Here is a 13,177-nt window from a genome sequence, read left to right on the forward strand (position 1 = left end):
GGCCCCCAAAACGGGCCAACCGCTTCCGGGTGTTTGGGGGCCCCCACAATTTCCAACCCCGGCCTGCTCCGGGGGGGGGGGGGGGGGCGCTGCCCCCCCCCCCCCCCCCGCTCTGAATGACGCACCAGTCAGGTCACCGTGGGCTCACACGCGACATTTGCATTTTGCCAATTTTACGCGCGGACCCTAGTTGTGCTCTCGATACAACGTCCACGCGTCGACCTCCGTGCCATCTGGCAAGCGACAAACACCAAATTGTCCCACTTCTCCGTCGCGGATTTCATAGCTGCCACCAATTTCGATACAGTAGGTGGCAGCCGGGTTCGCTATCTGGTTAGAGGCCGCGTGCGCTTCTCGGTAGAACTCCCAGGCGTTTACTTTTGTTCCATCTGGCAAGCTGCAGATTGATGTCTTTAAATCGTATTCTCCCTGATTGAGAATACAGAACGAGACCGCCGGGTTCGCAATACCCACCTGGTTCGGTTCACGATCTCTTTCCGCCTTGTCTCGCAAGAAATCCCAAGCGTCCACCTCATCCCCATTTGCCAAAATACACACACCTCTTTTGCCATTGTCATCATTGCGCATTCCGTAGAACCCGCCTTCCGACACGCAGTGTTCTGCTGCTGGATTGGTGAGGCCCAAACTTGATGCCATCGAGGGATTGGGAGAAACAGACGCGCCAGCAGTTAACACAAAGGCTACGGCAATCGACCAAGTCGTTAAACCTTTCAGGCCGCGTCCAACTCGGGCCAGTGTCGCGAGTTTCAACTTCAGCTGCGTAGACAGCGCGTCTTGAAATGCAGCGGCATTTGTTTGGATGACCATTTGGTCTGCCTCCTTGATCGTGAAAACAAGCATGTTCGACACTAGACCAACTGGGGCAAAAAGTGATGCCGCAAACGCACCTGGCACTTGCGGCATCTTGCTGTTTTGCGAATTGTCGTACGCTTTTACTGCTGGGCTTTGTTGATAAACTCTTCGACAACATTCGACATGTCGAAAGACGATCCGCCTTGCACTGGTGGATAGTCGCTCAACGTTTGCAAATGCTTGCCCATCAATACACCCATCGGTTGGATCAGCCAGGATACTTTCTGCATCAGGTGACCGTAGGAGTCTGAGGTGTCGTAGCTTTCATACGGGTCTGACCTGATGTTGAATACCAATGGAACGGTGCGTGGGATTACGTTTGCGTAGTAATCTTCCTTTGTCGAGAAATGGAACTTCCACGGTCCCATCCGCACAGCTGTCAGTTTGCTTTCGTAGTAATGGAAGATATGTGTGCGCGCTGAACGCTCCTCCTCGCCCAGCCAGTAGGGTAGATTGTTGAGACCATCGATATACTGATTTTTCTGCTCCATGACTTGTGCGGCAGGATCTTCGACCCCAGCGGCCACTGCCAATGTTGTGAACATATCCTGGTGCGCTTGCATGCCGTTCAAGACAGAACCTTCAGGCAACACACCCGGCCACCGGATCATTGATGGAACACGTACACCGCCTTCATAGGTGGTCATCTTTTCGCCACGGAAAGGTGTCGTTCCGCCGTAGGGCCATGAAGAATGTTCTGGACCATTGTCGGTTGAGTACCAGACGATCGTGTTTTTCGCCAAACCTGACTCATCCAAAAAGTCGAGCACATCACCGATCTGGTTGTCATGCTCGATCATGCCAGATCCGTGATAATCGCCTTCGAATGTATATGTCTCTGCAAGGTACCGCGATTCATCGCTCAGTCGCGTATAAAGGTGCATACGACTTGTGTTCATCCAAACAAAGAAGGGTTCGTCTGCTTCTTTGGACGCGTTCATGAACTCGATGGCACGTGGAATCATCTCTTCGCCATCAAACGTTTTCATACGTTCTTGGGTGAGCGGCCCTGTGTCTTCACACTTTTGCTTGCCCACAACGCCAAAGCGTGGGTCCTCTGTTTCGTCCATGACGTCAGTCGCGAAGCAATGCAAAACACCACGGGTTCCGAATTGTGCTTCATAAGTTTCGATATCACCTGAAAATTCGACCCCAAATCGCTGATAATCTCGCTGTTCAGACTCTTCCTGCGTGTTCAAGTGATACAGGTTGCCAAAGAACTCATCGAAACCATGCATCGTGGGCAAGTGTACATTTCGATCACCCAGATGGTTCTTTCCAAACTGCCCGGTGCGATAGCCCTGATCTTTCATCAGTTCGGCCAATGAAGGCGATTCAACCTGCAAGCCAAGCGGTGATCCCGGTTGACCAACGGTGGTCATTCCCGACCGGATTGGATATTGGCCGGTAATGAAAGCGGCCCGCCCCGCGGTGCAACTTGGCTGCGCATAATGATCCGTAAACATCATGCCAGCTTCGGCAATACGATCAATATTGGGCGTGCTATACCCCATCACTGCATGGTTATAGGAAGACAGGTTCGACCAGCCGATATCGTCGCCCCATATCACCAAAATATTTGGTCTGTCTGCACCTTGACTGATTGCTGCTTCTTCAGTGTCGCTGGCATAGAGGATACCAGAGTTTAAGGCTGAGAAAATTGCAAATATACTCAGCGAAAGGCCATACTTCATAGCGCGCTCCCCGATTTAAATACGATCATCATACAATAACAGATTATTCGCCTTTGAGAAGATTTTTGCGTATTCTCATAAATTTATTTGTAGGATCTTCAGGCTGGCCACGCTGCTCTCACGGGTGCTGATCTGTTTTTGACCGCGCTGGCATTTGAGGGGAAGAAATTGCTTTGTTCAGCTTGAGCTACGACCATAAGACTTTCACACTCAGGTTGCCGACCTGGGCGGTAAATTCGGTCAAATTGAATTTACAAGCATCATGCTGCCGTATTGCAGAACGCAAAGCCATCAGTTCTCTGAATGCTGCAGTACTGATTTTTGTGATGGTTGGCGCGCCAACCATCACCATGGTTTTTGGCCCCGCGCCTCAGAAATCGCCGGTTCTGTCCCGGGCCACAAAACCGCTTTCCATGATCAGCGTTGTTGGTTCAGCAATCGCTTCTATTGCCTTTTTCACGTCAATTACCTCAACACTCTGAGTGAGGTATGTCTTGTAGTAGTAGCGCACGTTATTGGTATCGGCAGCCGAAGTCCAAATTGTGTAATCTGCGAATTCGGCGCTTCCGTCGGCCTCACGTATCGAACCTTTAGGAATGTCAAAAGCATTCAGAATGTGAAACGCCTTAAAGACGGCGTCATCTACTGTTTCGGAGGGTAGAGACGTGTTTGCAAATGCCACAGCGCGAACAAAGCGCGCAGGGGATGAATGGTCACCCGGCATGCCCAGCAAACCACTGCCTTGGCCAAAAGGCGTAACACTTTGTCTGCCCACTGTCATTTTTCCACGATTTTCGCTTTGTAGACCAACATAGTTTCTTAAGTTGGTAAGATGCCAATCATAGGTTGGATTGTTTGTGACCACATTCACAGTGTTATCGAAAATGCTCAGGCCCTTGTCCGTATACTCTATGACAATGGACGCGCCGGAGGCATCAGTGACGGCATAGTGAAAAGGAGCAAATCCGTCGATCTCGGCCACATATGTTCCGACGACATCAATGGTTGGGAGCGCTGCCTTGACCTCCTCAACGGTTGAAAACTGACCCAGAATCCAATTGCCTATTTCTTCAGACGATACGGCGCGGCCAATATTTTCATCTGTGAGTTCTTGGACAACCGCATCCCCGGCAAAATAAAATGCGCCAAAATATAGCCCCTCGGTGTTTAAGCCATCAAAGACGATTGGCATATCCAGCCCATTCGCACCGAGAAAGCCGTACTTTGCTTCGAAGGTGAAGCCGGTTTTGTCAGGGTTCAGTGCGAGGGTTTCAATCTCTGTGCCAGCCGGCACAGCAAAAATGTTCGAGTGAATATCAAAGCTGAACTCCATAGTGCGGGCGGGTACGGTCGCGCCGTCAGCAGAGTCGAGGACGATGCCTGTGCAACCCAACACATGTTGAGAGCTAAGGGCGAGTGCCGCAATAGCAGCGACAAAAAGGTTATTCGATTTTGGCATTTCTTTGTCTCTCTCCTTTACCGCTTTCGCGGATTAATTTTGCTCCAAGTCACTAGAAGCTTCCGCTTTGATAGGTCCTTTCAATGTCAAATACTGCGTTCTGGAAGTGTCTTCTGCCCCGTCCAGTCTGCATTCATCTTCTGTGCTGTTTGTTCTGATTAGTAAAAATAGCATGGGTATTGGTTTTTAAATTTAGAAACGGGTCGGCATGATCAAAGCCACTGTTCAAGTTCACTGACGTAAAGGCAAGTCTTTCCAATTCTTTCATGGACCCAGTCGGGGTTGTAATAGGTGTCCATGTAGCGATCACCACCATCACACATGATCGATACAACTGATCCCGACAAGCCTTTTTCCATCATCTCTCTTGCAACATTCAGGGCGCCCCAAAGATTAGTGCCTGTTGATGCGCCGGCTCTTCGGCCGATAAGTTTTTCCAGCCACAGTATGGTTGCCACACTGGCGGCATCGGGCACTTTGATCATGGAATCGATGACATCAGGCTGAAAAGATTTTTCGACCTTGGGTCGCCCAATTCCCTCGACCCGGCTTGAGGAAGTGATGTGGAGATCAGGACGTTTCTGAACGTAGCTGTCGTAAAAGACAGAGTCCTCAGGGTCGACGACAACCAGGCGTGTCTCGTGACCGCGATATCGAATATAGCGGCCAAGGGTTGCTGATGTCCCGCCTGTCCCTGCGCTCATGACGAGAGTGTGCGGGATTGGGTGCGGCTCTCTTTCCATCTGCAGAAAAATGCTTTCCGCTATGTTGTTGTTGCCGCGCCAATCCGTTGCCCGTTCGGCAAACATGAATTGGTCCATGAAATAGCCGCCGGTTTGGTTTGCCAATGCTGTAGCCGCATCGTGCATTTGGGTTGCACTGTCTACAAAATGACACTGGCCACCGAACAGAGTGATATTCTTGACCTTACTTTTTGCGGTGCTCCTTGGCATGACAGCGATGAACGGCAAGCCAAGCATGCGCGCAAAATAGGCCTCTGAAACTGCTGTGCTTCCAGAGGACGCTTCGACAATGGTCGTGGTGTTGCAGATTTTGCCGTTGCACAATGCGTAAAGAAACAAGGAACGGGCGAGGCGATGTTTTAAACTCCCCGTCGGATGAGTGCTTTCATCTTTGAGGTAGATATCGACATCCTTGAGTTTAGGGATATCCAACTTGAAAAGATGCGTGTCTGCGGAGCGTTGGTAGTCGGCTTCAATCTTCCTGACAGCTTCTGAAACCCAATCACGCACAGCTATCTCCTGTTCAAAAATATGCTTTAGAGCGACCATAGCATTCGGTAGGCACAAGATAGTAGGGGCATATTTTAATTATTCAGCACCTTCTACCATGACCTCTGAAGTGGGGCTAAGCCGGGGCAGGCATTGCAATCGTTTGCTCGCTGGGCCAACGACCTGTGCTGCGCGCTTATGAATTGCCCGGCGTAAAATCTGTCAACAATTTCAGCGGTGGAAGGCCAAACATCGCAACGATGACGAAGCGTCACAAAATATTGTATCAGCAAAATTACTCCCAATATGCTTACGGTGGATAGGAGGGGTGTTGAACATGAGTGTCAGGCATTTGATCTATGTAGCCATGATGTGGCTGTGTACGCCTGCAATGGCTATCATTGACGGGACTGAAGCAGATACAGAAGCATTTCGATCCTACGTCTCGATCCGTGCTATCAGCCCCTTTCCAAGCCAAAATGGAAAAGAAATTAACGCCTGCGGTGGCACATTGATTGCGCCGAATTGGGTGTTGACCGCCAACCATTGTCGGCCTGCCTACCAGGCGGTCTTGAACGGTGGTGAACCGGTCTTTGTGGGCGTAAACTTGGGCGTTGACGGCCTGTTCGAAAAGAAATTACGCGTCGTGGACTATATTCTTGCACCTGCCAAGCTGGGGCATGAGCGCGTGGATGCAGCTCTACTGGAGTTGGAAGCCGACGCAACGCTCTATGGTGCTCAGATAGCGCATATCTTTGATGGCGACCTTGCAGTTGGGACTGCAACAACCACTGTAGGTCTTGGGCAAGGCCATGAGGGAGACCCGCTTTTATTTTATAGTTCCAAAGTGACAGAAACCTCTTTGTGCAACTCGCCACGGGTTGATTACGATGATCTTCATGATTTTTGCGTTGGTATCCCGGGTTCAACTCAAAGAGCAGGCTACGGCGATTCCGGCGGCCCTTTGTTTGTCCTTGGTGGGGTCGATGGTGATGATTATCTTATAGCGGGTATCGTGAAAGGGGGCGTTAAGGCGAACGCAACCGGCATCGAAGAGACCGAAAACATCAGGTATACCGATGTAAACAAACTGCGTGATTGGATAAGCGCAACGACAGGATGTGACCTGAAGTCTGGTGATGAAACTGCGCAAATAGACGGTACGTTGGTCTGTGAGGGTATGATGCCTGATATGCCCCTGGTAAATACTTACTGGAAAATAACCTCGATCTTTGGAAAAGACGTGGTCGTGGTTAATAACCGCCGGGAACCGCACATCATTTTCCGTAGCGGTGAAGGCAACGGCTTGGTGGCAACGGTTGGTTGTAACAAGATTTCGGCTGGGTTCGCGCAAGACGGTGACACTTTAAAGATTGAAGCCGTGGCTTCAACCAAGATGGCATGCGTGGAGCCGCTGGCGAATGCGGAACAAGATCTTCTGAAGCTGCTTGATCGCGTTGTGAAATTTGAAATTGACCACGAGAAACTCGTTTTGGTCGATGCCGATGGGGTCATTCTAGCCAACTTAGAAGCTGTTCACTTCCAATGAGCTTTTCAAGTTGAGGACGAGGGTCTGGAAAATCAGATCATTGAATCAACCAGTGGTATTTTCGAGTTTTTAGCGCTTCACTTAGCGACCATGAGGTGGTCCTAAGGGTTGTCCCAAAATGCAATTGTTAGGCTAGCGGTTGACCACTGGGTTCCATCCTCTGTTTTGCGAAGACACAGCGTATGAAGCCTGAAAAGCACTTGCAACGGACCGCCTGTCATGCGATTTTACCAACGATTTCGTTTATACCACAGCCATTCATCGTGGACGCTGCGCTTGCAAGACGAACAGCTTGCACCTTCAATCGACGTGTAAGTAAACAGACATTCCTAGGACAAAACGTTTTCGTGAATTTGGGAATGGTGGTTTGAAACAAAAAGGGAATGGGGTGGAACATGTGCACTCGCCTTTTGTACGAAACAGCTAAAAAAGCCTTCATTACAGCAAGAAGTATGGATTGGTATGAGGATCTTGGCTCTGATTTGTGGGCCTTTCCTAAGGGTATGGAAAGGGATGGTGGCCTTGGGGAAGGGTCGATCAAGTGGACATCAAAGTATGGATCAATCACTCTTTCAGGCTACGACGTGGGAACGGCGGACGGTATGAACGAAGCCGGTCTGGTTGCAAATCTGCTCTACTTGGCCGAGGCGGATTATGCCACCGAGACCAGCGATGGAAAACCAAAGCTCTCAGTGGGTGCCTGGGCACAATACGCATTAGACAGTTATGCAACCGTCGCCGAAGCGGTCATGGGTCTTTCCGATGAACCTTTTCAAATGATTGACCCAGCGCTTCCCAATGGAAAAGCCGCGGGTTTGCACCTTTCGTTGTCAGACAAAATTGGGGGATCGGCGATTTTTGAATACGTTAACGGCAAACTCGTTGTACATCATGGTGGCGAGTACGCGGTTATGACCAATTCTCCAACTTACGATGAACAACTCGCGCTCACGGCCTATTGGGGACAAATTGGTGGGTTGTCGATGTTGCCGGGTACAAACCGTGCGGCTGACAGATTTGTAAGAACCTCGTTCTATCTGCAATCGGTGCCCAAATTCGAAGATCCGAGGCTGGCGACGTCTGCGGCATTCTCGATTATACGAAACGCGTCTGTTCCGCTCGGCATAACAGATGCAAATGCACCAAACATCGCAAGTACAATCTGGCGCTCGGTAGCGGACCATGACGCAGGACGTTACTATTACGAGTCTGCAGTCAGCCCGAATGCGTTCTGGGTAGATATAGAGAACTTGGATCTTGCGGAACGCAGTAAGCCTATGAAGCTATGCTTGAAAGATCATCCAATTTTGGCCGGAGACGTTTCCAAAGAGTTCACTCCAGCTCAACCATTTCGATGGCTTGCACACTGATATTTTGGTCTCTTACACGGGCTGATTTTGTATTGGGCGTTTCTAGACCGAGCCCAAATCGCACTGCTAATTTTGGGTCGCGAGTTTCGTGATGCGGCGACACTAGGGAATGCAATGGATACTTTTGGCTTATCAGCATGCGCGACCGACGGGAAAAGCTAGGGTGACGAGTGAGTTCATAATTCGTTTGATTGCTGGCAAGCAGCCTTTGAACGACATTCGTCCCACTAGATACTTGAGACCAGAAAAATTCAGATCCCAGTTCCGATACCTCCGCCACTTGCGCTGTTCTTTCAGTTCTATCGGATAGGTAAAGATAGCCTTGGGCTTTGTTTCTCTGTCAATTTTCTTGCTTCGACATTCTTCCGGCTTTTATGGTTGCCGAGTTTAAACCGCGCGACACCGTTGAACGCCTGTTGGCAGTGCAGATGGCGGCAACACATGTGGCAATGGTGCGGTCGGCTCGATGGTTGGCGAATGCCGAAAACGTCGATCAAGTGAACGCCCATTACACGGGGTACAACAAGCTGGCGCGGACCTATGCGGCACAGGTTGAGACGCTGCGCAAGCATCGCAATGGAGGCAAGCAAACTGTGCGTGTCGAGCGGGTGAACGTTGAGAGCGGCGGACAGGCGATCGTCGGCGACGTCACCACCCGGGGGATGGTTGAAGATGAAATGTGACGACAACCCCATGAGCAAGGAGCATGCAGCTCCGAGATGCACAGCGACCTCAAAACGAACCGGAGAGCGCTGCAAAGGCCCGGCTGTGAAAGGATGGACGGTGTGCCGGTTCCATGGTGCCCGCGGCGATCACGGCCCTGGCAAGGCCAATCCAGCGTACAGGCACGGCATGCGGACGCGAGAATGGCAAGAAATGCGCAAGGTGATCAACGATCTGGTGCGGATCGAGAAGGAAATCGAGGATTTGATCTCCGATTGATCGCGCTCTCTCAATGGCGGCTTAACGTTCCAAACCAGTCATTTGACAAAAATACTCAGATGACTGCTTCGAGTCCGCAATGGACATCGTTTCGTTCGCGACCAATGTCTAGTTGTAGTTGGCAGGAGAGGAGGACCTAAAACAGTCGTTGATAGCAGATCACCGACACGTCTTCACCTTGGGCGTCAACCGGCAGCACCTCGTAAGAGATGCGAAAGGGCGTTCAGCCATGAAACGATCCCCGGTTCGTTTGCAAGACGGGCACCACCGCCACAAACCCTTAAGTCAGCATTCCGGTGAAGATCAAAACTGCGCGTTCGCGTTGATTTTGTCGTAAGTTGCTGATCCAAATCAGCCTTTTTGCACGATGAACTGCAATTGACCATCTGCTTCTGTCATGCTGACAAAGGCGTGTCCGGCCTCGTTACAGAAATGTGGCACGTCCACAATGGCCGCCGGATCATCTGCCAGCAGCAGCACTTTCGCGCCAGACTTTAGGGGTTCCATACGTTTGCGCAGGCGCAAAACAGGCAGGGGGCACAACAGGCCAATTGCATCAACTTCCAAATCCATAAGACGGACATAGGCAGGATGTTACGGTCTGTCCACAGGGATGTGACCACCTGTGCACGTGACCTTCTTTGGAGGGTGGTCTAAGGGTGGGACATGTTTGGAATCGATATCATCGACGCGGGGCTTTTGCCTGCGATGTTTGTGGCGCTGGCGGCGGGAATGATCTCGTTTCTCAGTCCTTGTGTTCTGCCCATTGTGCCGCCCTATTTGGCCTATATGAGCGGCGTCAGCATGTCAGAGCTCACCACAGAACAAGAGGCGCGGCGCAAGGCGATTGTAGCGGCCTTATTCTTTGTGATGGGCTTGTCGACGGTATTTCTGTTCCTCGGCTTTACAGCCTCGGCGTTTGGGGCGTTTTTCCTACAAAATCAGGAGCTTTTCAGCAAGAGCGCAGGCGGCGTTGTGATCGTCTTTGGTCTGCATTTTCTGAACGTGTTTCGTATCCCATTCCTGGATCGCGAAGCACGCATTGAGACGGGGGAGTCCGGCGGATCTGCCTTTGGGGCCTATGTTCTGGGTCTCGCGTTTGCCTTTGGCTGGACACCTTGCATCGGGCCACAGCTCGGCGCGATTCTGTCATTGGCGGCTGGGGAAGCGTCGATCACACGCGGGACAGTCTTGCTTGGCGTCTACGCCGCAGGTCTTGGCATTCCGTTTCTGCTGGCTGCGATCTTCCTCAATCGGGCAATGGGGGTGATGAACAAACTCAAGCGCCACATGGGCACAATCGAGAAGGTCATGGGTGGCTTGCTGCTGTTCGTGGGTGTCATGTTGGTTACCGGGGCGTTCTCGACGTTCTCTTATTGGCTTCTGGAGACCTTTCCGGCGCTCGCAACCCTCGGATAAGGCTTAATTTTGCCAAAGTGAGCGGTTACACTCCTCTCAAAGGAGAGGCAGGCCATGGAAGAGCCCCAACATAGGCAGGTGCGCACGCGTCGGGTGTTTTACATTCCGGGCTATGATCCGATTCACCCGCGCCGTTACCGCGAGCTGTACCGCAAGGAAGGCGCGGCGCAGGCCGGAATTTCTGACTATGAGATTGCATTGTCTCCCAAGAAGGCGGACGGCGGGCCGTATGGCTGGCATGTGACAGGCCATATAGAGGGGCAGGAGACGCAGAGCGATGTAGAGGTGCTGGTGTGGTCCGACATTGTGCGCGACAGCATGGAGCAGGGCATTGTGTCGACCTACGGGCAGCTTCTGCGGACAGCCTGGACATATATTGGATCTGGCGCGTTGTGGCGACTGATGCAGCTGCGCAAGGGGCCGGTGATCGCGGCGCTCTATCCGGTGGTGTTTTTGTTGGTGCAGCTGCTGTTGGCGTTGCTTGTTGCTTGGGGCATTGGCAAAGGACTGGCGATGGTTTTGCCAGAGTGGACGGCGGTGTTTGGGCTGATCGTGGTTTTGCCAATTCTGCAATGGTTTCAAAAACATGATGGCAAATTCTTTGCCTATTATCTGATGCATGACTACGCCTATTCGGCCTCCACCAAGGGCGCAAATCCTCCTGAGTTGGAAGCGCGGATGGGGGAGTTTGCGGACCGCATTGCCGAAGCCTTAAAGTCGGACTGTGACGAAGTTTTGGTGGTGGGTCATTCCAGTGGCGCGCATCTGGCGGTGTCCGTTTTGGCTGATTTGATCCGGAATGGGCGTGTGCCAGAGGATGGGCTTGCGCTTGGATTTCTGTCGTTGGGACAAGTGGTTCCCATGGTGTCTTTCCTGCCCAAGGCGGAGCGGTTGCGGGCGGACTTGGAGTATTTGTGCCAGCGTACTGAATTGGCGTGGGTTGATGTGACAGCGCCTGGAGATGGCTGTGCTTTTGCGCTGTGTGATCCGGTGGCTGTATCTGGTGTCGCGCCCGAAGAGGGCAAGCGGTGGCCATTGGTGTTCTCCGCGGCCTTCACACAAACCCTGTCGGAAGAGCGGTGGGCGGAACTGCGGTGGCGGTTTTTTCGGCTGCATTTTCAGTACCTTTGCGCCTTTGATCGGCCAAGAGACTACGACTACTTCCGTATCACGGCGGGGCCAAAAACATTGGAAGAGCGCTACGAAGGGCGCAGGGCGTCGGGCTCTCGCATAGAAAAACCGGTGAATAAATTCACCTCGGTGGCATCATGATTCCTCCAAAACCAACGCCGCGGCCTGAAAAAGTCACGTTGCGGCAGTATGTGAAGCTCTTCCGCAAAGACCTTTTGTCGGCGCAGCCTGCCAAGTTGTATCGCGCCTGGATGGCGGAGTTTCGCACGCCGTTTTTCCGCTCCTACATGATCAACCAGCCTTCGTTAATAAAAACTGTTCTCAAGGAACGGCCGGATGATTTCCCAAAGTCTCAACGTGTTAGCGAAGGGCTGAAACCGCTTTTGGGGGAGTCGGTGTTCCTAACCAATGGCGAGGTGTGGAAGCGGCAGCGGCGGATTATTGATCCTGCTTTTGAGGGCGGACGGCTGCGCGACACGCTTCCTGCGATGTGGGCGGCAAGCGAAGCCGCGGTGGCGCGTCTGGACGCCCATGTTGGGCAAGTTGTTGAGATTGAAGAGGAAACCAGCCACGCAGCGGCGGATGTAATTTTTCGAACTTTGTTCTCCATCCCGATTGAACATGAGGTGGCCGGTAGGGTTTTTGAAGAATTTCGCACCTATCAGCGTAGCGCGCCGATTGTGAACTTGGGGGCGTTTCTGCCTTTACCGCGTTGGTTTCCAAGGTTTTTCCGAAAGGACACCAAGCGTACAGCCGCCAGTATTCGAGGTTTGATTACCCTGCTCACCGAGGAGCGGATGCAGGCCATTCAGGCAGGCGAGGCGCCGGATGATCTGGCGACAAAGATCATGACCACGGTTGATCCAGAAACCGGAAAAGCCTTTGATACCAAGGAGATGGTTGACCAGGTGGCGATCTTTTTCCTGGCGGGACATGAAACCAGTGCCTCGGCTTTGGCCTGGACGTTGTACCTCTGTGCGTTGTTCCCGGAATGGCAGGAGAGAATCGCGGAAGAAGCCGCGGATTTGACCGAGGATTTCAGCGCGGTCAGCAAGTTGAAAATCAGCCGAGATGTGTTCCGGGAGGCGCTGCGGTTGTATCCGCCGGTGCCAATGATGGTGCGTGAGGCGACTTGCCCCGAGCATTTTCGGGATCGTGATATTGCCAAGGGATCTCAGGTGGTTATCTCTCCCTGGCATCTGCATCGGCAGGAGCGGTTGTGGGACAATCCGGACGGTTTTGACCCGATGCGTTGGCAAACGGCCAATGGCAAACAGTGTATGCGGGAGGCCTATGTGCCTTTCTCAGCAGGCAGTCGGGTTTGCACGGGCGCGGGCTTTGCCATGGTGGAAGGAGTGTTGATGTTGTCGATGATTTTAAAGCACTTCCGGATCACGCCGGTGGGTGATGCGCCGGTGCCGATTGCCCATTTGACGGTTCGGTCGCGGGACGGGATTAACCTTCGACTCGAGCGGCGAAATTGACGTCTGTATTACGTCTGTATCGCG

General features: G+C 52.2%; 11 protein-coding genes. 6 read left to right on the forward strand and 5 right to left on the reverse strand.

Annotated features, from left to right (window positions below):
* Nucleotides 1–186: 186 nt before the first annotated feature.
* The 4 genes from MK208_RS19175 to MK208_RS19190 form a co-directional block, all read right to left on the reverse strand.
* A complete protein-coding gene (locus MK208_RS19175) occupies nucleotides 187–861 on the reverse strand; it encodes a DUF333 domain-containing protein (protein WP_294119211.1) in 675 nt (224 codons plus the stop codon).
* A 92-nt stretch (nucleotides 862–953) separates the two neighbouring features.
* Nucleotides 954–2,567, reverse strand: a complete 1,614-nt coding sequence (locus tag MK208_RS19180) for an arylsulfatase (RefSeq protein WP_294119212.1) — start codon at nucleotides 2,565–2,567, stop codon at nucleotides 954–956.
* 370 nt (nucleotides 2,568–2,937) lie between these two features.
* Entirely contained in the window at nucleotides 2,938–4,026 is a 1,089-nt protein-coding gene (locus MK208_RS19185) for a choloylglycine hydrolase family protein (RefSeq protein WP_294119214.1), read from the reverse strand.
* A gap of 212 nt (nucleotides 4,027–4,238) precedes the next feature.
* Entirely contained in the window at nucleotides 4,239–5,279 is a 1,041-nt protein-coding gene (locus MK208_RS19190) for a PLP-dependent cysteine synthase family protein (protein ID WP_294119216.1), read from the reverse strand.
* Between the two features lie 316 nt (nucleotides 5,280–5,595).
* On the opposite strand from MK208_RS19190, the gene MK208_RS19195 reads away from it, so the two are divergent.
* The 3 genes from MK208_RS19195 (at nucleotide 5,596) to MK208_RS19205 (ending at nucleotide 8,860) form a co-directional block, all read left to right on the forward strand.
* Nucleotides 5,596–6,807: an META domain-containing protein gene (locus MK208_RS19195; RefSeq protein WP_294119218.1), complete on the forward strand. Its 1,212-nt coding sequence runs from the start codon at nucleotides 5,596–5,598 to the stop codon at nucleotides 6,805–6,807.
* A gap of 383 nt (nucleotides 6,808–7,190) precedes the next feature.
* Entirely contained in the window at nucleotides 7,191–8,177 is a 987-nt protein-coding gene (locus tag MK208_RS19200; RefSeq protein WP_294119220.1) for a linear amide C-N hydrolase, read from the forward strand.
* Nucleotides 8,178–8,551: 374 nt separating this feature from the next.
* Nucleotides 8,552–8,860: a hypothetical protein gene (locus MK208_RS19205; RefSeq protein WP_294119223.1), complete on the forward strand. Its 309-nt coding sequence runs from the start codon at nucleotides 8,552–8,554 to the stop codon at nucleotides 8,858–8,860.
* A 610-nt stretch (nucleotides 8,861–9,470) separates the two neighbouring features.
* On the opposite strand, the gene MK208_RS19210 is transcribed toward MK208_RS19205, so the two are convergent.
* Entirely contained in the window at nucleotides 9,471–9,692 is a 222-nt protein-coding gene (locus tag MK208_RS19210; protein ID WP_294119226.1) for a sulfurtransferase TusA family protein, read from the reverse strand.
* Between the two features lie 93 nt (nucleotides 9,693–9,785).
* Here MK208_RS19210 and MK208_RS19215 point away from each other — a divergent pair, with 93 nt between their 5' ends.
* From MK208_RS19215 to MK208_RS19225, 3 genes are read left to right on the forward strand one after another with little or no spacing between them, the layout of a single operon-like run.
* Entirely contained in the window at nucleotides 9,786–10,538 is a 753-nt protein-coding gene (locus MK208_RS19215) for a cytochrome c biogenesis protein CcdA (protein WP_294119228.1), read from the forward strand.
* A gap of 54 nt (nucleotides 10,539–10,592) precedes the next feature.
* On the forward strand, nucleotides 10,593–11,810 hold the full coding sequence (locus MK208_RS19220; protein WP_294119231.1) for a hypothetical protein: 1,218 nt from the start codon (nucleotides 10,593–10,595) through the stop codon (nucleotides 11,808–11,810).
* On the forward strand, nucleotides 11,807–13,153 hold the full coding sequence (locus MK208_RS19225) for a cytochrome P450 (RefSeq protein ID WP_294119232.1): 1,347 nt from the start codon (nucleotides 11,807–11,809) through the stop codon (nucleotides 13,151–13,153). The genes MK208_RS19220 and MK208_RS19225 overlap by 4 nt, the downstream gene beginning before the upstream one ends.
* The last annotated feature ends 24 nt before the right edge of the window (nucleotides 13,154–13,177 follow it).

This window comes from Shimia sp., from assembly GCF_022448905.1.
Lineage (GTDB): Bacteria > Pseudomonadota > Alphaproteobacteria > Rhodobacterales > Rhodobacteraceae > Shimia.

Excerpts from the sequence above, each read along its gene's own strand:
- MK208_RS19175 (WP_294119211.1), bottom strand. The coding sequence starts at position 861 with ATGCTTGTTTTCACGATCAAGGAGGCAGACCAAATGGTCATCCAAACA.
- MK208_RS19180 (WP_294119212.1), bottom strand. The coding sequence starts at position 2,567 with ATGAAGTATGGCCTTTCGCTGAGTATATTTGCAATTTTCTCAGCCTTA.
- MK208_RS19185 (WP_294119214.1), bottom strand. The coding sequence starts at position 4,026 with ATGCCAAAATCGAATAACCTTTTTGTCGCTGCTATTGCGGCACTCGCC.
- MK208_RS19195 (WP_294119218.1), top strand. The coding sequence starts at position 5,596 with ATGAGTGTCAGGCATTTGATCTATGTAGCCATGATGTGGCTGTGTACG.
- MK208_RS19200 (WP_294119220.1), top strand. The coding sequence starts at position 7,191 with ATGGGGTGGAACATGTGCACTCGCCTTTTGTACGAAACAGCTAAAAAA.
- MK208_RS19205 (WP_294119223.1), top strand. The coding sequence starts at position 8,552 with ATGGTTGCCGAGTTTAAACCGCGCGACACCGTTGAACGCCTGTTGGCA.
- MK208_RS19210 (WP_294119226.1), bottom strand. The coding sequence starts at position 9,692 with ATGGATTTGGAAGTTGATGCAATTGGCCTGTTGTGCCCCCTGCCTGTT.
- MK208_RS19215 (WP_294119228.1), top strand. The coding sequence starts at position 9,786 with ATGTTTGGAATCGATATCATCGACGCGGGGCTTTTGCCTGCGATGTTT.
- MK208_RS19220 (WP_294119231.1), top strand. The coding sequence starts at position 10,593 with ATGGAAGAGCCCCAACATAGGCAGGTGCGCACGCGTCGGGTGTTTTAC.
- MK208_RS19225 (WP_294119232.1), top strand. The coding sequence starts at position 11,807 with ATGATTCCTCCAAAACCAACGCCGCGGCCTGAAAAAGTCACGTTGCGG.